The sequence below is a fragment of the Streptomyces sp. NPDC036984 genome (assembly GCF_055607665.1).
Map to the genome: position 1 here is coordinate 46,724 of NZ_JBVJRL010000011.1, position 18,173 is coordinate 64,896.

Annotated in this window: 18 protein-coding genes and 3 tRNA genes; 11 read left to right on the forward strand and 10 right to left on the reverse strand. The window is 70.3% G+C overall.

What is annotated here, in order from left to right; genetic code table 11:
• Window positions 1-470: 470 nt before the first annotated feature.
• A complete protein-coding gene (locus tag ACZ7DL_RS20975; RefSeq protein ID WP_470775842.1) occupies window positions 471-662 on the forward strand; it encodes a DUF6274 family protein in 192 nt (63 codons plus the stop codon).
• A gap of 459 nt (window positions 663-1,121) precedes the next feature.
• Here the strand turns inward: ACZ7DL_RS20975 and bldC are convergent, their stop codons facing one another.
• Together bldC and ACZ7DL_RS20985 are read right to left on the reverse strand one after the other, a co-directional pair.
• Entirely contained in the window at window positions 1,122-1,328 is a 207-nt protein-coding gene (gene bldC, locus ACZ7DL_RS20980) for a developmental transcriptional regulator BldC (RefSeq protein ID WP_003949541.1), read from the reverse strand.
• A gap of 540 nt (window positions 1,329-1,868) precedes the next feature.
• Complete coding sequence (locus ACZ7DL_RS20985; protein WP_470775844.1) at window positions 1,869-2,711, reverse strand: DUF8083 family protein; 843 nt, start codon at window positions 2,709-2,711, stop codon at window positions 1,869-1,871.
• A gap of 200 nt (window positions 2,712-2,911) precedes the next feature.
• Here ACZ7DL_RS20985 and ACZ7DL_RS20990 point away from each other — a divergent pair, with 200 nt between their 5' ends.
• Both ACZ7DL_RS20990 and ACZ7DL_RS20995 read left to right on the forward strand, forming a co-directional pair.
• Window positions 2,912-4,024 carry a Leu/Phe/Val dehydrogenase gene (locus ACZ7DL_RS20990; RefSeq protein ID WP_470775846.1) on the forward strand — a complete coding sequence of 371 codons (1,113 nt, stop codon included), beginning with the start codon at window positions 2,912-2,914 and terminating at the stop codon, window positions 4,022-4,024.
• Window positions 4,025-4,314: 290 nt separating this feature from the next.
• Complete coding sequence (locus ACZ7DL_RS20995; protein ID WP_470775847.1) at window positions 4,315-4,560, forward strand: DUF3073 domain-containing protein; 246 nt, start codon at window positions 4,315-4,317, stop codon at window positions 4,558-4,560.
• A 66-nt stretch (window positions 4,561-4,626) separates the two neighbouring features.
• On the opposite strand, the gene purM is transcribed toward ACZ7DL_RS20995, so the two are convergent.
• The 7 genes from purM to purS all read right to left on the reverse strand — a co-directional run bounded on the left by purM (window position 4,627) and on the right by purS (window position 12,171).
• On the reverse strand, window positions 4,627-5,721 hold the full coding sequence (purM, locus tag ACZ7DL_RS21000) for a phosphoribosylformylglycinamidine cyclo-ligase (RefSeq protein WP_470775849.1): 1,095 nt from the start codon (window positions 5,719-5,721) through the stop codon (window positions 4,627-4,629).
• A gap of 43 nt (window positions 5,722-5,764) precedes the next feature.
• Window positions 5,765-7,294, reverse strand: a complete 1,530-nt coding sequence (gene purF / locus ACZ7DL_RS21005; RefSeq protein WP_470775851.1) for an amidophosphoribosyltransferase — start codon at window positions 7,292-7,294, stop codon at window positions 5,765-5,767.
• Between the two features lie 201 nt (window positions 7,295-7,495).
• Window positions 7,496-7,921 carry an META domain-containing protein gene (locus ACZ7DL_RS21010; protein ID WP_470776127.1) on the reverse strand — a complete coding sequence of 142 codons (426 nt, stop codon included), beginning with the start codon at window positions 7,919-7,921 and terminating at the stop codon, window positions 7,496-7,498.
• Window positions 7,922-7,986: 65 nt separating this feature from the next.
• On the reverse strand, window positions 7,987-8,784 hold the full coding sequence (locus ACZ7DL_RS21015; protein WP_470775854.1) for a maleylpyruvate isomerase family mycothiol-dependent enzyme: 798 nt from the start codon (window positions 8,782-8,784) through the stop codon (window positions 7,987-7,989).
• A gap of 173 nt (window positions 8,785-8,957) precedes the next feature.
• Entirely contained in the window at window positions 8,958-11,234 is a 2,277-nt protein-coding gene (purL, locus tag ACZ7DL_RS21020; RefSeq protein ID WP_470775856.1) for a phosphoribosylformylglycinamidine synthase subunit PurL, read from the reverse strand.
• Complete coding sequence (gene purQ / locus ACZ7DL_RS21025; RefSeq protein ID WP_470775858.1) at window positions 11,231-11,911, reverse strand: phosphoribosylformylglycinamidine synthase subunit PurQ; 681 nt, start codon at window positions 11,909-11,911, stop codon at window positions 11,231-11,233. The genes purL and purQ overlap by 4 nt, the downstream gene beginning before the upstream one ends.
• Window positions 11,908-12,171, reverse strand: a complete 264-nt coding sequence (gene purS / locus ACZ7DL_RS21030; protein ID WP_014673609.1) for a phosphoribosylformylglycinamidine synthase subunit PurS — start codon at window positions 12,169-12,171, stop codon at window positions 11,908-11,910. Before purS ends, purQ begins: the two co-directional genes overlap by 4 nt.
• 311 nt (window positions 12,172-12,482) lie before the next feature.
• On the opposite strand from purS, the gene ACZ7DL_RS21035 reads away from it, so the two are divergent.
• From ACZ7DL_RS21035 to ACZ7DL_RS21070, 8 genes are all read left to right on the forward strand, one after another.
• Window positions 12,483-12,800 (forward strand): histone-like nucleoid-structuring protein Lsr2, encoded by a 318-nt coding sequence (locus ACZ7DL_RS21035; protein WP_059249902.1) that lies wholly within the window; start codon window positions 12,483-12,485, stop codon window positions 12,798-12,800.
• Between the two features lie 166 nt (window positions 12,801-12,966).
• A tRNA-Gly gene (locus ACZ7DL_RS21040) sits at window positions 12,967-13,038 on the forward strand.
• Between the two features lie 80 nt (window positions 13,039-13,118).
• Window positions 13,119-13,191 (forward strand) — tRNA-Gly (locus ACZ7DL_RS21045).
• A gap of 127 nt (window positions 13,192-13,318) precedes the next feature.
• Window positions 13,319-14,293 (forward strand): ABC transporter ATP-binding protein, encoded by a 975-nt coding sequence (locus ACZ7DL_RS21050; RefSeq protein ID WP_470775860.1) that lies wholly within the window; start codon window positions 13,319-13,321, stop codon window positions 14,291-14,293.
• A complete protein-coding gene (locus ACZ7DL_RS21055) occupies window positions 14,290-15,078 on the forward strand; it encodes an ABC transporter permease (protein WP_470775862.1) in 789 nt (262 codons plus the stop codon). Before ACZ7DL_RS21050 ends, ACZ7DL_RS21055 begins: the two co-directional genes overlap by 4 nt.
• Before the next feature lie 17 nt (window positions 15,079-15,095).
• Window positions 15,096-16,334 carry a sensor histidine kinase gene (locus ACZ7DL_RS21060; protein ID WP_470775864.1) on the forward strand — a complete coding sequence of 413 codons (1,239 nt, stop codon included), beginning with the start codon at window positions 15,096-15,098 and terminating at the stop codon, window positions 16,332-16,334.
• A gap of 102 nt (window positions 16,335-16,436) precedes the next feature.
• Window positions 16,437-17,051, forward strand: coding sequence for a response regulator (locus ACZ7DL_RS21065; RefSeq protein ID WP_470775866.1), 615 nt, complete (start codon window positions 16,437-16,439; stop codon window positions 17,049-17,051).
• 23 nt (window positions 17,052-17,074) lie between these two features.
• Window positions 17,075-17,150: transfer RNA gene (locus tag ACZ7DL_RS21070), tRNA-Gly, on the forward strand.
• A 70-nt stretch (window positions 17,151-17,220) separates the two neighbouring features.
• On the opposite strand, the gene ACZ7DL_RS21075 is transcribed toward ACZ7DL_RS21070, so the two are convergent.
• Window positions 17,221-18,120, reverse strand: a complete 900-nt coding sequence (locus ACZ7DL_RS21075; RefSeq protein ID WP_470775868.1) for a phosphoribosylaminoimidazolesuccinocarboxamide synthase — start codon at window positions 18,118-18,120, stop codon at window positions 17,221-17,223.
• Window positions 18,121-18,173 lie beyond the last annotated feature (53 nt).

The following is an 18,173-nucleotide window of genomic DNA, read 5'->3' on the forward strand; positions in this document are numbered from 1 at the left end:
AAGGGAAGCGGGGCCTCACTCATACCCGGCCCCACCCCGAAGACGGAGGCCGCGCCCGCGGCGGAGCCGCAATCAAACACAGCAAATCCCGTCAGGACCGCATGAAGGCTGAGGCCCCGCCCCGACAAGGGAAGCGGGGCCTCACTCATACCCGGCCCCACCCCGAAGACGGAGGCCGCGCCCGCGGCGGAGCCGCAATCAAACACAGCAAATCCCGTCAGCACGACACCGACTGACACCCCGCCCCGCCCCGCCCCGCCCCGCCCCGCCAAGGCAAGCGGGCCCACTCATACCCCCACCCCCGCAAGGGAAGCGCGCCTCACCCCTACCGCCCCCGCGAAGGGTCCCGGGAGGGGTCCTTTTGTGTTGCCGTGAGGGCCGGGTGGCGTCGGCTCCCTTGACGGGGTCACATTCCGTCGGTACCCAGGGAGCAGGGCTCGTTCCTCCCGTGCGGCTCCTGGGGGTGGCGTATGGCGGCGTCGGTCAGGCATGAGACGCGAGCGCTTCTGAGGGCACATCTGTCGGCCGCCTCGTCCTACCGACATCTCACCCGCCACTGCCCCATCTGCCACCGCCTGCTGCGGCTGGCGATGGACGCCGGTCCGCTGGGCCAGGAGACCGAGCCGGAGCGCGCCGAGGACCGCAGCCCCCGTACCGCGTGACCTCCGCCGGCCTCAACACCCGTGCGGGCATGGGAGTCTGGAACAGGCACTTTCACTAGCGCACACATGCCACAGGCAACAAGCGTCCCGCCGTGTGACGGGTGTCACCGCATGAGTTTTTGAAACGGCGGTACTTAACCCCTTCATACAATGGGTCGATTTAATATGTGCAATTGCACCGCCCCCGCGGGCCACGCACAGCCGTTCCGACACGCCTCCCCAGACTCCGACAAGGACGCGCACAGGCGCCGCCCCCGCCCCGGACCTGCACACAAAAAAGATCGCGCTGGACCCGGCGGAGTCCAGCGCGATCGACGACGCACCCTGTACGGCTTGCCTGCAACGTTCTTTCGGCCTGGGCGAGGGGCCTGTTGGGGCAGGTCCCGCGTCGCTTGGAGCTAGGGTTCGGGCGCCTCGGCCGGTTGGGGGACCGACCGTCTTGCCCGGTTATGGAGTTGTTCAGGCCTCGCTGCGCTGCTGCGGGATGCCCGCGAGCAGAGCGCGCACCTCGGCCTCGCGGTAGCGGCGGTGCCCGCCGAGCGTGCGGATGGACGTAAGCTTGCCGGCCTTCGCCCACCGCGTGACCGTCTTGGGGTCGACACGGAACATGGTGGCGACCTCAGCCGGGGTCAGCAGCGGCTCGGCATCAGGGGTGCGAGCGGTCATGAGCGGCCTCCTCGGGAGAACCGAACCTTCTCGGTTCTTTCCTCTAAATTCTGCACCTTGACCCGCGTTGCCCGAAATGGCGGACGCGAGTCGAGTCGGTTATAGGACGAACGGCTTGTCCTCGGCACTACAACTACACCATCTGTCCAGCCCCGTCGGCCAAACCGATGGAATTGCCCTCCCAGGTGTTCATCAGCGACGGAAGCCGATGGACCATGCCATAGCGGACAGTCACGCCACTGTGACGATCAGTCACAGTGGCGATCAGGAGTCACCAGACCCCCCAAAGCGTGCAATGCTGAGAATCCGCCCACAGTGGAGCATAGTTGGACGGACGGAGCCCTCCCCGGACTCCTTGTCCTATTTTGGCATGAGGGGTGGCAAGAGGCGCAAGGGCCGGGTAAGTGCCGTCCATCACCCTTGGGACGAAAGTCCAGATCGGGACCAACGTCCCGTCAGATGGGTCAAGTGCCCTAGACCGTACGTCGTTCTCCGCGTTTCGGGCCGTGACGTACGTCACTCAGGGCGCCGGGAGTCGCCTCAGTTCGCGGAGCGCCGGTCCCGCACCGCCCGCCACCGCTCCACCAGCCGCCCGTACGCCTTCCCGGCGGCCGTCCCGTCACCCCGGCGCAGCGCCTCGATGCCGGCGGCCACGTCCGCCGCCGAGTGATCGTCCTCCAGCTCGCCCGCCGGCAGCACGTGCACCAGACCGCCGTAGTCCAGCTCCACCAGGGAGCGCGGGTGGAACTCCTCCAGCCAGCGGCCGACGTCCACCAGGCCGTCGATCAGCGGGCCCTCCTCCACGGTGTCCCTCAGCGTGCGCAGCGCCCGCGCCACCCGGCGCCTGGCCTGCACCATCGGCGTGCGGTAACGCAGCACCGGGGGCACGTCGGCGGTCCCCTTCTCGTACCGCCGCTCCTCGTCCGAGACCAGCACGAACCAGTTCAGCGGTACCTGCCAGGTCGCCGTACGGATCCACGGGCGGGCGTCGGGGTTACGGGCGAGCCAGCGCTCGTAGTCCTGGGCGGCCTGGTGACGCACCACCGGCGGCAGCACCGCGTCCAGCACCGGTGGGGGCAGCTCCTCGCCCAGCTCGCCCAGTGCCTGCCAGCCGCGCAGCCGGGTCCGCCAGGGGCACACACAGGTCACGCCGTCGATCTCCAGCACGAAGGCGTCGCCGCTCTCGTGCACCGGCACCGCGATCGGCGGGACGGGCAGCAAGTCGGCCAGGGAACGGCGGAGTTCGTCCTGGTAGGAGGGGCGGTCGGAACGGCGGGCGTAACGCGCCCAGTGGCTGCGCTCCGGCTCCGGGAAGGCGCCCAGCGGTTCGTACACGCGCAGATAAGCGGCATAGGGGACGACCACGGGGGACACCTTCGGCACGCCTGCTCCCTCCCCATCGGACCCGGCTCGAAACCACTGCAAATCGTGCCACGCTCATGCGTGCGCAGAGAGACCGGGAGAGTGATCCTGAACACTGCGCGGATGGTGAGGGAACCGAGGCTCTACGCTCATGCCACGGTTCCCCGCCACCCGTACGGGGACCGCACCCCACTCGCCGCTAGTACACAGGAGTCACCACAGTGACCGACGTAACCGGCGCGCCTGCCGATGTCCTGCACACTCTGTTCCATTCGGACCAGGGTGGCCATGAGCAGGTCGTGCTCTGCCAGGATCGCCCCACCGGCCTCAAGGCCGTGATCGCCATCCACTCCACCGCCCTGGGCCCGGCCCTCGGCGGCACGCGTTTCTACCCGTACGCGACCGAGGCGGAGGCCGTCGCCGACGCCCTCAACCTCGCGCGCGGGATGTCGTACAAGAACGCCATGGCCGGTCTCGACCACGGCGGCGGCAAGGCCGTGATCATCGGTGACCCGGAGCGCGACAAGACCGAGGAGCTGCTCCTCGCCTACGGGCGCATGGTCGCCTCGCTCGGCGGGCGCTACGTCACCGCCTGCGACGTCGGCACCTACGTCGCCGACATGGACGTCGTGGCCCGCGAGTGCCGCTGGACCACCGGCCGCTCCCCCGAGAACGGCGGCGCCGGCGACTCCTCCGTCCTCACCGCCTTCGGCGTCTACCAGGGCATGCGCGCATCCGCCCAGCACCTGTGGGGCGACCCCTCGCTGCGCGGCCGCAAGGTCGGCGTCGCCGGCGTCGGCAAGGTCGGCCACCACCTGGTGCGGCACCTGCTGGACGAGGGCGCCGAGGTCGTCGTCACCGACGTGCGCGCGGACGCCGTCCAGCGGGTCCTCGACCAGCACCCCGGGGTCACGGCGGTGGCCGACACCGACGCACTGATCCGGGGCGCCCACGTCGGCGGTCTCGACATCTACGCCCCGTGCGCCCTCGGCGGCGCCCTGAACGACCTCTCCGTGCCGGTGCTCACCGCCAAGGTGGTGTGCGGCGCGGCCAACAACCAGCTGGCCCACCCCGGGGTGGAGAAGGACCTCGCGGACCGCGGGATCCTCTACGCGCCGGACTACGTGGTGAACGCCGGCGGGGTCATCCAGGTGGCCGACGAGTTGCACGGGTTCGACTTCGACCGGTGCAAGGCGAAGGCGTCGAAGATCTTCGACACCACGCTGGCCATATTCGCACGTGCGAAGGAAGACGGGATTCCGCCGGCCGCCGCGGCCGACCGGATCGCCGAGCAGCGGATGGCCGAGGCCCGCACGAGCCGCGCCCCACGCTGACCCGATCGCACACGTGAGCGGTACCCGCCGGCGGGAACTTAGAGAGAACTCTCACTTCCACCGGCGGGTCGTTCCCCGATAAGTGGTTAAAATCGCCACTGACCAGCGAGGACGGGGCGCCTCGACGGTCCTGGGCAGACGCGCGTGCTGCGGGCGACGTACCGTATGGGCGCGGGCTCAGGTACCGTGGAAGCCCTACGGACCGGCCTCTCCATGGAGAGTCCGTTCCAGATCATGAACGCGTGTCAGACTCTGGGGCCGTCGAGCCCCGTCGTTGAGGGGGTCGAGCCATGGGGCGCGGCCGGGCCAAGGCCAAGCAGACGAAGGTCGCCCGCCAGCTGAAGTACAACAGCGGCGGGACTGACCTCTCACGCCTGGCCGAGGAGCTGGGCGCATCGACATCGAATCAGTCGCCGAACGGTGACCGCTTCGAGGACGATGAGCAAGACGACGACCTGTACTCCCGCTACGCCGACCTCTATGAGGACGACGAGGACGAGGACGAAGGTCCCGCACAGCATCGTCGAGGCGCTTGACCTTGCACTGAGCACCAGTCCGGTCGGTGGCACCGCCACCGACCGGCTTCTGTGCTGTCCGCAGGGTCAGACGGCGTAGTCGCCCACCAGCTCGGCGCCGGCCGTCTTCGCGCCACGCTCGGTGATCTCACCGGCGACCCAGGCGTCGACTCCCCGGTCGGCCAGGGTCGCGAGCGCCACCTCGGTCGACTCCTCGGGGACGATCGCGATCATGCCGACGCCCATGTTGAGGGTCTTCTCCAGCTCCAGGCGCTCGACGTCACCGGTCTTCCCGACCAGGTCGAAGATCGCGCCCGGGGTCCAGGTGGAGCGGTCGACCACGGCGTGCAGGCCGTCCGGGATCACCCGGGCCAGGTTGGCGGCGAGGCCGCCGCCGGTGATGTGGCTGAACGCGTGCACCTCGGCGGTGCGGGTCAGCGCCAGGCAGTCCAGCGAGTAGATCTTCGTGGGCTCCAGCAGCTCCTCGCCGAGGGTGCGGCCGAGCTCCGCGATCTCCGACTCCAGGGCCAGGCCGGCGCGGTCCAGCAGGACGTGGCGGACCAGGGAGTACCCGTTCGAGTGAAGCCCGGAGGACGCCATGGCGATCACGGTGTCACCCGTACGGATACGATCCGCGCCGAGCAGCCGGTCGGCCTCCACGACGCCCGTACCGGCGCCGGCGACGTCGAAGTCGTCCGCACCCAGCAGACCGGGGTGTTCGGCCGTCTCACCGCCCACCAGGGCGCAGCCGGCCAGCACACAGCCCTCCGCGATGCCCTTCACGATGGCCGCGACCCGCTCGGGGTGCACCTTGCCGACGCAGATGTAGTCGGTCATGAACAGCGGCTCGGCACCGCACACCACGATGTCGTCCATGACCATGGCGACCAGGTCGTGGCCGATGGTGTCGTAGACGCCCATGCGGCGCGCGATGTCGACCTTGGTGCCGACGCCGTCCGTGGCGGAGGCGAGCAGCGGGCGCTCGTAGCGCTTGAGGGCGGAGGCGTCGAAGAGCCCGGCGAAACCGCCGAGGCCGCCCAGGACCTCGGGGCGCTGGGTCTTCTTCACCCACTCCTTCATCAGCTCGACGGCGCGGTCGCCCGCCTCGATGTCGACGCCCGCGCTCGCGTAGCTGGCGCCAGTGCCCGCGTGCGCAGCACGCTGATCAGATTCAGCAGACATGGCTGTGAGAACTTTCGGGTCGTACTGCGTGGAACAGCGGGGATTACGGACGACGGATCGCGTCGGACGCGGCCGTGGCGGCCGGGCCCGCGGCCAGCTCGGTCTCCAGGAGCTGCTTGCCCAGCAGCTCGGGGTCCGGCAGCTCCATCGGGTACTCGCCGTCGAAGCAGGCGCGGCACAGGTTCGGCTTGGCGATCGTGGTCGCCTCGATCATGCCGTCGATGGAGATGTAGGCGAGCGAGTCGGCGCCGAGGCTGGTGCCGATCTCCTCGATGGTCATGCCGTTGGCGATCAGCTCCGCGCGCGTGGCGAAGTCGATGCCGAAGAAGCAGGGCCACTTCACGGGCGGGGAGGAGATCCGGATGTGGACCTCGGCGGCGCCCGCCTCGCGGAGCATGCGGACCAGGGCCCGCTGGGTGTTGCCGCGCACGATCGAGTCGTCGACGACGACCAGGCGCTTGCCCTTGATGACTTCCTTGAGCGGGTTCAGCTTCAGGCGGATGCCGAGCTGGCGGATCGTCTGCGAGGGCTGGATGAAGGTCCGGCCCACATAGGCGTTCTTCACCAGGCCGGCGCCGAACGGAATGCCGGAGGCCTCCGCGTAGCCGATGGCGGCCGGGGTGCCGGACTCCGGGGTCGCTATGACCAGATCGGCCTCGACCGGGGCTTCCTTGGCCAGGCGGCGGCCCATCTCCACGCGGGAGAGGTACACGTTCCGGCCGGCGATGTCGGTGTCCGGGCGGGCCAGGTACACGTACTCGAAGACACAGCCCTTGGGCTTCGCGTCCGCGAATCGCGAGCTGCGCAGACCGTTCTCGTCGATGGCGACGAACTCGCCCGGCTCGATCTCGCGGACGAAGCTGGCTCCGCAGATGTCCAGGGCGGCGGACTCGGAGGCGACGACCCAGCCGCGCTCCAGGCGGCCCAGGACCAGCGGGCGGATGCCCTGCGGGTCACGGGCGGTGTAGAGGGTGTGCTCGTCCATGAAGACGAGCGAGAAGGCGCCCCGCACCTTCGGGAGGACCTGATGAGCGGCCTCCTCGATGGTCAGCGGCTTGCCGTCCTCGTCGACCTGGGCCGCGAGGAGCGCGGTGAGCAGGTCGGTGTCGTTGGTCGCCGCGACCCGGGTGGAGCGGCTGTTGTTCTCGTTCGGCAGGTCGGCGACCATCTCGGCGAGCTGCGCCGTGTTGACCAGGTTGCCGTTGTGGCCGAGCGCGATCGAGCCGTGCGCGGTGGCGCGGAACGTCGGCTGGGCGTTCTCCCACACGGAGGCGCCGGTGGTCGAGTAGCGGGCGTGTCCGACCGCGATGTGACCCTGGAGCGAACCGAGCGAGGTCTCGTCGAAGACCTGGGAGACCAGGCCCATGTCCTTGAAGACGAGGATCTGGGAGCCGTTGCTTACCGCGATTCCCGCGGATTCCTGACCCCGGTGCTGGAGGGCGTAGAGCCCGAAGTACGTGAGCTTTGCGACCTCTTCACCCGGAGCCCAGACACCGAAGACGCCGCAAGCGTCCTGGGGGCCTTTTTCGCCGGGAAGCAGATCGTGATTGAGTCGACCGTCACCACGTGGCACACCACCGAGTGTAGGCGAGGTCGACCACTGGTCCGAATTGGGGATACGCGCCCCGGACCGGCCGGTCGGTGTCGATCACCTTGGCGGATTCTACGTTTGCGCTGGTCAACGCGGCGCGTCAGGGATCGTCGACGGTGTCGGGCACGCTGTGCGGGCAGGCCACGGGCATCTTTGCGGTGTCCGTGAGTGAGGTGTCGCACATCATTCGGGGGCGCTGCGGCTGAGGTGGACGCGGTCGCCGTCGCCGTCGGTGAGCGTCAGTTTCCCTGCGTCGGTCCTGGCGACGAGCGTGCCGGTGGTGAGGGTTCGGGCGAGGGCCCGCTCGAAGTCCATCCGGACCTGGTCGCAGGCCATGCGGGTGGCGCGGAGGTTCCCGATGGTGATCCGGTCGCCGTGCACGGTGGCGCGGGCGCTGAACCGGTTGCAGCCCAGGTTGCCGGCCGCCGTGCCGTCCTCGTCGATGCGGAGCCGGGCGGCCGCGGGCGCGTGCCGGGTCGTGCCGCCGACGGTGAGACCGTCGACGCGCCAGTCGATCCCGGTCACCGGCTGCTGGACGCTCACCGGACCACTGTCCCCCCGCTCGCCGCCGCCGGCCACCGTGAACGGGAGGAGCACGGCGGCCACCATCAAGGTCACGCGCTTCTTGTGCCGGTTCATACCGATTCGACGGGCCGGCTGGACGAGCGGTTCCGCTACGACATCAGCGGCAGCAGCCCGCCGATGTCCGCGCGCTCCCCGCTCGCCCTGACCTTGGCCTCGGCGAGGGCGTCCGCCCAGCCCACGCGGCCGGTGGCGAGCCGGATCCAGGTCAGCGGGTCGGTCTCCACGACGTTCGGCGGGGTGCCACGGGTGTGCCGGGGCCCCTCGACGCACTGCACGACGGCGTACGGCGGCACGCGCACCTCGGTGGAGCCGCCGGGCGCCTTCACGGCGAGGGCGTCAGCGAGCAGCCGGGTGGCGGCGGCCAGGGCCTGCCGGTCGTACGGCACCGCAAGGCCCGGGACGGCGGCGTTGAGGTCGTCGGTGTGGACGACGAGTTCGATGGTGCGGGTGACCAGGTAGTCGTCCAGCGGCAGGGCGCCCGCGTTGGTCCGCACGAGCCGGCTGCCGGGGTGCTCGGCGAGCCGGGCGCGCAGGCTCTGGTCGATGTCGGCGAGGTAGGCGTCGAGGTCCGGGTGATCCGCGGCGAGGTCCCGGGTGAAGTCGGCGATGGCGGCGGACCTCTTGGCGGTGGCGAAAGGCCATTCGGCCACCGGAAGGTCCTGCTTCGGCGGGGCCGGCCGGTCCAGGGCGCGGTGCACGGCGGTGGCGGCCATGCCGATGTGCGCGATCAGATCCCGTACGGTCCAGTCGTCGAGCCGGGTGGGCAGGGCGAGCTGCTCGGGGTCGAGGCCGCGGACGGCCTCCCGGACGTTTGCGAGCTGGGCGAGGACCGCGGCTCGGGTCTTGGCGGGGTCGTAGCTGCGGGCGCGCTTCTTGGCCGGTGGCATGAGAGCGACCTTATGCCTGCCGGACACGGCGCTTCGGCCGGTTGTCCCGGGACCGCGCGGCTGAGCCGCTTTTCGGCAAGTCGCACGTGTACCACGCGCGTTCGCCCGGCCCGCCTGCGGAGGGCCCGCCCGTGGCAACGGGCGGGCCCTCGCGTTTCGTACGGCGGGGCCGCTTACGCCAGCAGCGCCGGGATCGTGCCCTCGTGGGCCTCTCGCAGCTCGGCGAGGGAGAGGGTGAACTCGCCCTGGACCTCCACCACTGCGGTGGAATCAGACGCGGTGCCGTCCACGACACCGATGCGGGTGGCCGGCAGGCCGCGCGCACCGCACATGTCGTTGAAGCGGACCTCCTCCGAACGCGGCACCGCGACGATCGCGCGGCCGGCCGACTCGGACAGCAGGAAGGTGAAGGCGTCCAGGCCGTCCGGAACGATCAGGCGGGCGCCCTTGCCGCCGAGCAGCGCGGACTCGACCACGGCCTGGATCAGACCGCCGTCGGACAGGTCGTGCGCGGAGTCGATCATGCCGTCGCGGGAGGCGGAGATCAGGATCTCGGCCAGCAGCCGCTCCCGCTCCAGGTCCACCTGCGGGGGCAGCCCGCCCAGGTGGTCGTGGATCACCTGGGACCAGGCCGAGCCGCCGAACTCCTCCCGGGTGTCGCCGAGGAGGTAGATCAGCTGCCCCTCCTCCTGGAAGGCGACCGGGGTACGGCGGGCGACGTCGTCGATCACGCCGAGCACGGCCACCACCGGGGTCGGATGGATGGCGACCTCGCCGGTCTGGTTGTAGAGCGAGACGTTTCCGCCGGTCACCGGGGTGCCCAGCTGCTGACAGGCGTCCGCCAGACCGCGCACGGCCTCCGCGAACTGCCACATCACCGCCGGGTCCTCCGGCGAGCCGAAGTTCAGGCAGTCGGAGACGGCCAGCGGCTTGGCGCCGGTCGTGGCGACGTTCCGGTACGCCTCGGCCAGGGCCAGCTGCGCGCCCGTGTACGGGTCGAGCTTGGCGTAGCGGCCGTTGCCGTCCGTCGCGATCGCGACACCGAGGCCGGACTCCTCGTCCACGCGGATCATGCCGGAGTCCTCCGGCTGGGCGAGGACGGTGTTGCCCTGCACGAAGTGGTCGTACTGGGACGTGATCCACTTCTTCGAGGCCTGGTTCGGCGAGGCCACCAGCTTCAGGACCTGGCCCTTCAGCTCCTCGCTCGTCTGCGGGCGGGGCAGCTTGTTCGCGTCGTCCGCCTGGAGGGCGTCCTGCCAGTCGGGGCGGGCGTACGGGCGCTCGTAGACCGGACCCTCGTGCGCCACCGTGCGCGGGTTGACGTCGACGATCTTCTCGCCGTGCCAGAAGATCTCCAGCCGGTCGCCGTCGGTCACCTCACCGATGACGGTGGCGATGACGTCCCACTTGTCGCAGATCTCCAGGAACCGGTCGACCTTCGCCGGCTCGACGACCGCGCACATGCGCTCCTGCGACTCGCTCATGAGGATCTCCTCCGGCGAGAGCGTGGAGTCGCGCAGCGGGACGTCGTCCAGCGTGACGCGCATGCCACCCGAGCCGTTCGAGGCCAGCTCGGAGGTGGCGCAGGACAGGCCGGCCGCGCCGAGGTCCTGGATGCCGACGACCAGCTTCTCCTTGAACGCCTCCAGGGTGCACTCGATGAGGAGCTTCTCCTGGAAGGGGTCGCCGACCTGGACGGCGGGGCGCTTCGAGGGCTTGGCGTCGTCGAAGGTCTCGGAGGCCAGGATCGAGGCGCCGCCGATGCCGTCGCCGCCGGTCCGGGCGCCGTACAGGATGACCTTGTTGCCCGCGCCGGAGGCCTTGGCGAGGTGGATGTCCTCGTGCCGCATCACACCGATGGCACCGGCGTTGACCAGCGGGTTGCCCTGGTAGCAGGCGTCGAAGACGACCTCGCCGCCGATGTTGGGCAGGCCCAGGCAGTTGCCGTAGCCGCCGATGCCGGCGACGACACCGGGGAGGACGCGCTTGGTGTCGGGGTGGTCGGCCGCGCCGAAGCGCAGCGGGTCGACCACGGCGACCGGCCGCGCGCCCATCGCGATGATGTCGCGGACGATGCCGCCGACGCCGGTGGCCGCGCCCTGGTAGGGCTCGACGTACGACGGGTGGTTGTGCGATTCGACCTTGAAGGTGACCGCGTAGCCCTGGCCGACGTCCACCACACCGGCGTTCTCGCCGATGCCGACGAGCAGCGCGTCCGACTGGGGCGCCTTCTCGCCGAACTGGCGCAGATGGACCTTGGAGGACTTGTACGAGCAGTGCTCGGACCACATGACCGAGTACATGGCGAGCTCGGCACCGGTGGGCCGGCGGCCGAGGATCTCGACCACACGCTCGTACTCGTCCTTCTTCAGGCCGAGTTCGGCCCAGGGCAGCTCGACGTCGGGGGTCGCGGCCGCGTGCTCGACCGTGTCCAGAGGCGTCCGGCTCATGCGTTGACCAGCTTCTTGAGGATCGAGGTGAAGAACGGGAGCCCGTCGGTACGGCCCGTACCGATCAGCGGCTCGACGGCGTGCTCGGGGTGCGGCATGAGGCCGACGACGTTCCCGGCCTCGTTGGTGATGCCGGCGATGTCCCGCAGCGAGCCGTTCGGGTTGAAGTCGACGTACCGGAAGGCGACGCGTCCTTCCGCCTCCAGCTTGTCGAGGGTGTACTCGTCGGCGACGTACCGGCCGTCCATGTTCTTCAGCGGGACGTGGATCTCCTGGCCGGCGCGGTAGTCGCTGGTCCAGGAGGTCTCCGCGTTCTCCACCCGCAGCTTCTGGTCGCGGCAGATGAAGTGGAGGTGGTCGTTGCCGAGCATCGCACCCGGGAGGAGGTGGGCCTCGGTGAGGATCTGGAAGCCGTTGCAGATGCCGAGGACCGGCAGTCCGGCCTTCGCCTGCTCGACGAGGGGCTCCATCACCGGCGAGAAGCGTGCGATGGCACCGGCCCGCAGGTAGTCGCCGTAGGAGAAGCCGCCGCACAGCACGACGGCGTCGACCTGCTTGAGGTCCTTGTCCTTGTGCCAGAGGGCGACGGGTTCGGCCCCGGCGATACGGATCGCACGCTGGGTGTCCCGGTCGTCCAGGCTGCCCGGGAAAGTGACGACGCCAATACGAGCGGTCACTTGGCCGCCTCCGCGACTTCGTCGACCCGGACCGTGAAGTCCTCGATCACGGTGTTGGCAAGGAAGGATTCCGCAAGATCGCGGATGCGGGCGAGCGCGGCCTCGTCAACGGGCCCGTCAACTTCCAGTTCGAAACGCTTTCCCTGACGTACGTCCGAGATCCCTTCGAATCCCAGGCGCGGCAGCGCACGCTGGACCGCCTGGCCCTGGGGGTCGAGGATCTCCGGCTTGAGCATGACGTCGACTACGACGCGTGCCACTGGCACTCCCGGTGTGTGGTGCTGAGCAGGTTCCTTCAGACTACCCGCACAAAATTTCTACGCGGGTAGAGTTGGAGGAAACTACGTGAGGCGCATCACGATCGGGTGTCGAAGCGACACACCCATGAAAAGTTCTGGGAAAGTTCGACAGTCCGCCCGATACATCTATTGCGCCCCGGACACGCGGGCGGTTTTAGTCGGGCTTCACTTTGCATTGCCGGGCACTGTACAAATGAATTGGCAATAGCCGATACTCGGCATGTCGTCGGCGTTGAGCTGTAACGACGTGCCGCACGAAGGGACCGATATTCGTGGCGCAAAAGGTCGTGGTCACTCTCTTTGACGACATCGACGGCTCGGAAGCGGCGGAGACGATCGCCTTCGGACTCGACGGCAAGTCGTACGAGATCGACCTGAACGAAACCAACGCCGAGAAACTGCGCAAGGCGCTCGCGCCCTACGTCGAAGCCGGCCGCAAGCGGTCGCGGTCCGGCAAGGCGTACAAGCAGACGGAGGTCGCCCCCGACCCGGCGGCCGTCCGCGCCTGGGCCCAGGCCAACAAGATGGACGTCCCCGCCCGCGGACGCATCCCGAAGAAGGTCTACGAGGCGTTCAGCGCCGCCCAGTGAGCCCGCGAAGGGGCGAGCCCTCAGGGTCCGTCAGCGGACCCTGAGGGCCGTGCACTTGGGGCCGGCGGGTCGTCGGGGGGAGCCGACTTGCGCTACCCCCCTGCCGATCAGCTAATGTCTGGGACACGCCGAGGGGCGAGGCTGACAGGCCGGATCCCGAGGACATGCGGGTGTAGTTCAGTAGTAGAACATCCCCCTTCCAGGGGGAAGGCGCAGTGTGCAATTCCTGTCACCCGCTCTGCACCGCCGTCACGACCACTGCTGTGGATCAGGTAGGCTGGTGTTCGCACCGATCGGTGGGAGCCGGTCGGGAGCAGTGCGGACGTAGCTCAGTTGGTAGAGCGCAACCTTGCCAAGGTTGAGGTCGCGAGTTCGAGCCTCGTCGTCCGCTCGGGAATGAGACCCCGGTCCAATGGACCGGGGTCTTTTCGTTGTCCGCGGTGAGCCCTGACATCTGTCATGCCGAGCGATGACACCGCGCACTGCCGATCCGCCCCGGCCGCCGGGACGCTGGCCTCATGAACGACGACGGACACGAGCACGTGATCGAGGTCACCGACCTCCGGCGTGTGTACGGGGGCGGGTTCGAGGCCGTACGCGGAATCGGCTTCTCCGTGGCGCGCGGCGAGATCTTCGCCCTGCTGGGCACCAACGGCGCCGGAAAGACCTCCACGGTCGAACTGCTGGAGGGACTCGCCGCACCCGCAGGCGGCCGGGTGCGGATCCTCGGCCACGACCCCTACCGCGAGCGGGCCGCCGTCCGCCCCCGCATCGGCGTGATGCTCCAGGAGGGCGGCTTCCCGTCCGAGCTGACCGTCGCCGAGACCGCCCGGATGTGGGCCGGCTGCACGAGCGGGGCACGGCCGGAAGCGGAGGTCCTGGAACTGGTGGGGCTCACGGACAAGCGGGGTGTGCGGGTCAAGCAGCTGTCCGGCGGTGAACGCAGGCGCCTCGACCTGGCGCTCGCCCTGCTCGGCGACCCCGAGGTGCTCTTCCTCGACGAACCGACGACCGGGCTCGACGCGGAGGGCCGCCGGGACACCTGGGCGCTGGTGCGCCGGCTGCGCGAGGCGGGCACCACCGTGCTGCTCACCACGCACTACCTGGAGGAGGCCGAGGACCTCGCCGACCGGCTCGCCATCCTGCACGAGGGCCGGATCGCCGCCTCCGGCACCCCGGCCGAGGTCACCGCCGGCCGTCCCTCCCGGATGTCCTTCGAACTGCCCGACGGCTACTTCCCCGGCGATCTGCCGCCCCTCGCCGGCCTCGGCGTCTGCGGACACGAGAGCGACGGCAGGGTCGTCCGGCTGCGCACCCGTGAACTGCAGCGGACCGCCACCGCCGTCCTCCTCTGGGCCGAGCGGGCCGGTGTCGAACTGCGCGGCCTGGACGTGCGCTCGGCCTCGCTGGAGGAAGCCTTCCTCGACATCGCTCGGGCGGGCGTCCCCCCGCTCGGGCGAAGCCGGAAGTCGGGGAAGGAGATGGCGGCATGAGCAACCCGGCTCCGGGCGCCCTCGCCCCCTGCGTACGGCGGCTGCGCGCGCTGGCGCGGGCCGAGCTGACCCTCCTCGGCCGCAACCGCGGGGTCGTGTTCACCGCGCTCGTCGTGCCGCTGGCGCTGCCGTTCAGCGTGCGGCCGGCCCTCGACCAGCTGGATCTGAGGAAGCAGGGCATCAGCGTCGGCGCGGCCATGCTCACGGCCGCGATCGGCTTCTCCCTCCTCTTCGCCGTCTACACCTCACTCGTCAACGCCTACGTCGCCCGCCGCGAGGAACTCGTCCTCAAACGGCTGCGCACCGGCGAACTCACCGACACCGAGATCCTCACCGGCACCGCCCTGCCCGCCATGACGGTGGGCCTCGCGCAGGCGCTGCTGCTGTCCGCCGGATCCGCGGTACTGCTGGACGCCGGGGCACCGAAGGCGCCGTATCTGACCCTGCTGGGGCTCGCGGCCGGGCTGGTGCTGTGCGCCGCGCTCGCCGCGCTCACCGCCTCCTTCACCCGGACCGTGGAGAGCGGCCAGGTCACCGCGCTGCCGCTGGTGTTCGTGTCGATGATCGGCTCGGGGATCATGTTCCCCACCGAGGTCATGCCGGAGAAGCTCGCCTCCGTCTGCGAGCTGCTCCCGCTGTCCCCCGCGATCCGGCTCGTCCGGGCGGGCTGGACCGGCCAGTTGAGCGCGTACGGGGCTCTCGGCACCCTGGCGACCGCGCTGGCCTGGACCCTGGTGGCGGTGTTTGCTGTACGGCGGTGGTTCCGGTGGGAGCCCCGGCGCTGAGGAACGGGGGGGCGCCCATGGTGGGGCGGATACGGCGGTGGCAGCAGCGGCACTGGCGTGAGCGCAGCAAGGCGGAACGGGTCGAGCTGTACACGGTCGTCACCTGGTACGTCACCACCTGGCTCTTCTCGCTCGGCTGGCTGCTGCTGCCCTTGGTCGGCGGACTCGACCACCGGCCCGTGGCACTCCTCCTCGGGATCCCGCTGGTCCTGGTGGCGGCCCTGCAGTGCGCGGCCTCGAACCGGCTGACCCGGCCCGCGCTCGACCACTACCTGGGGCGCGCCCGGCTGCCGGCCGGCGCTCAGCGGGCCCCGGCGGTCCTGCTCGGGCTGGCGCTGATGCTGACCGTGGCCCTGGCCGCGCTGGACGCGGCCGACCCGGTGACGGTCCGGCTGGCGCTCGGCGCCTCGCTGCTGCCGTTCGCGGTGCTCCACGGACTCACCGTTCCGGTACGGGTGTTCCTGCGCGGGGCGGTGATCCTCGGGGTGCTGCTCATGGCCGCCGTCGGGCTCGCCGACCGGGACGGGGTCGGCATCCTCGCGACCGGCGCGATGGTCGTCTTCCAGACGGTGTTCCCGTTGCTCGCCTGCCGCTGCGGTGCCTGGACCCTGTCCGTGCTGTGGGAGGCGGAACGCGCCCGTGAGGTGGAGGCCCGGCTCGCCGTCGCCGAGGAACGGCTGCGGTTCGGCCGGGACCTGCACGACGTACTGGGCCGGAACCTGTCGGTGATCTCCCTCAAGAGCGAACTGGCCGTCCAACTGGCCCGGCGGGGACGGCCGGAGGCCGTGGAGCAGATGATCGAGGTGCAGCGCATCGCGCAGGAGTCCCAGCGCGAGGTGCGGGCCGTCGTACGCGGCTACCGTGAGGCCGACCTCGGCGCCGAACTCGCCGGCGCCCAGGGCGTGCTGGCGGCCGCCGGCATCGACTGCGAGGTCCGCGCGGAGACCGGCGGACTGCCCGCCGAGGTGCAGTCCGCGCTCGGCTGGGTGGTACGCGAGGCGACCACCAACGTGCTGCGACACGGGGACGCGGGCCGGTGCCAGGTGGGGCTGTCGGTACACCAGGGGCTCGCGGTGCTGACGGTGGAGAACGACGGTGCCGTGGCGGCGGGCCGTGGCGGGGGCGGCTCGGGACTCGCCGGGCTGCGGGAGCGGCTGGCCGCGGTGGGCGGGACCTTGGAGGCGGGACTGGTGGAGGCCGGCCGGGACCGGTTCCGGCTGGTGGCGGAAGTACCCCTGACGACCATGAACTCCTGAGGACCATGAACTCCTGCCGACTGTGAACCCTGGCGCCTGTGGCCCTGACGCCTGTGAACCCTGACGCCTGTGATCCCTGACGCCTGTGAGAGGAGTCACCTCGTGAGCACTCCGGTACGGCTGTTGCTCGCCGACGACGAGCATCTGATCCGGGGCGCGCTGGCCGCGCTGCTCTCCCTAGAGGACGATCTGCTGGTCGTCGCGGAGGCAGCGACCGGGCCGGAGGCGCTGGCGATGGCCCGCGCGCACACACCCGACGTGGCCGTGCTGGACCTCCAGATGCCGGGCGCCGACGGTGTGAAGGTCGCCACATCCCTGCGCGCGGAACTGCCCGGCTGCCAGGTCCTGATCGTCACCGGACACGGGCGGCCCGGCCATCTCAAGCGGGCGCTCGCGGCCGGTGTGCGCGGGTTCGTCCCGAAGACCGTCAGTGCCCAGCGGCTCGCCGAGATCATCCGGACCGTGCACGCCGGAAACCGTTACATCGATCCGGAGTTGGCCGCCGACGCGATCAGCGCCGGGGACTCGCCGCTGACCGCGCGGGAGGCCGAGGTGCTGGAGCTGGCCGCCGACGGAGCGCCGGTCGCGGAGATCGCCCAGCGGGCCGCGCTGTCCCCGGGGACCGTGCGGAACTACCTCTCCTCGGCCGTCACCAAACTCGGCGCGGAGAACCGTCATGCGGCAGTGCGTCTCGCACGCGACCGAGGTTGGGTATAGTTGCTCTCGCGCCACGGCGCAACGCGGACGTAGCTCAGTTGGTAGAGCGCAACCTTGCCAAGGTTGAGGTCGCGAGTTCGAGCCTCGTCGTCCGCTCCATGTCAGAAGCCCCCGGTTCCGGCCGGGGGCTTCTTGCGTTGCCCCCGGCTCTCGCCGGGGGCCTGTTCCGCTACGACCAGCTGGTGCCGGTCAGCCGCTCGTACGCCTCCACGTACTTCTGCCGGGTCGCCTCGACGACCTGCTCCGGCAGCGGCGGCGGGGGCTGCTCGCTCTTGCGGTCCCAGCCCGACTCGGCCGAGGTCAGCCAGTCACGCACGAACTGCTTGTCGTACGACGGCTGGGCGCGGCCCGGCTGCCACTGGTCGGCCGGCCAGAAGCGGGAGGAGTCCGGGGTGAGGACCTCGTCGGCGAGGACGAGCGTGTCGCCGTCGAAGCCGAACTCGAACTTGGTGTCGGCCAGGACGATCCCCCGGTCGCGGGCGATGTCCCGGGCCCGCGCGTACACGGCGAGCGTGGCCTGGCGCAGCTGGGCGGCGGTCTCCGCGCCTACCTGGCGGGCCACCTCCTCGTATGAGACGTTCTCGTCGTGCTCGCCGACCGCGGCCTTGGTGGCCGGGGTGAAGATCGGGGCGGGCAGCTCGGAGCCGTCGACGAGACCTTCGGGGAGGGCGAGGCCGCAGACCGTACGGGACTCCTGGTACTCGGCGAGGCCGGAGCCGGTGAGGTAGCCCCGGGCCACGCACTCCACCGGGACCATCCGCAGCGACCTGCACACCAGCGTGCGGCCCGCCCAGTCGGCCGGGGCGCCCTCGGGAAGCTCGGTGCTGAGCACATGGTTGGGGGCGAGGTCGCGCAGCTGGTCGAACCACCACAGGGAGAGCTGCGTCAGGACGCGGCCCTTGTCGGGGATCTCGGTGGGCAGCACCCAGTCGTAGGCGGACATGCGGTCGCTGGCGACCATCACGAGGTCGCCCGCCTCGTTCCGGTACAGCTCGCGCACCTTTCCGGTGTGCAGGTGCACCAGGCCCGGAACCTCGATCGGCTCGGGCTTTTCTACGAATCCGGACACGGTTCCTCCCCGTGGTTCTGTCCAAGTGCCTCGATTCTCCCGTATCCGGGTGA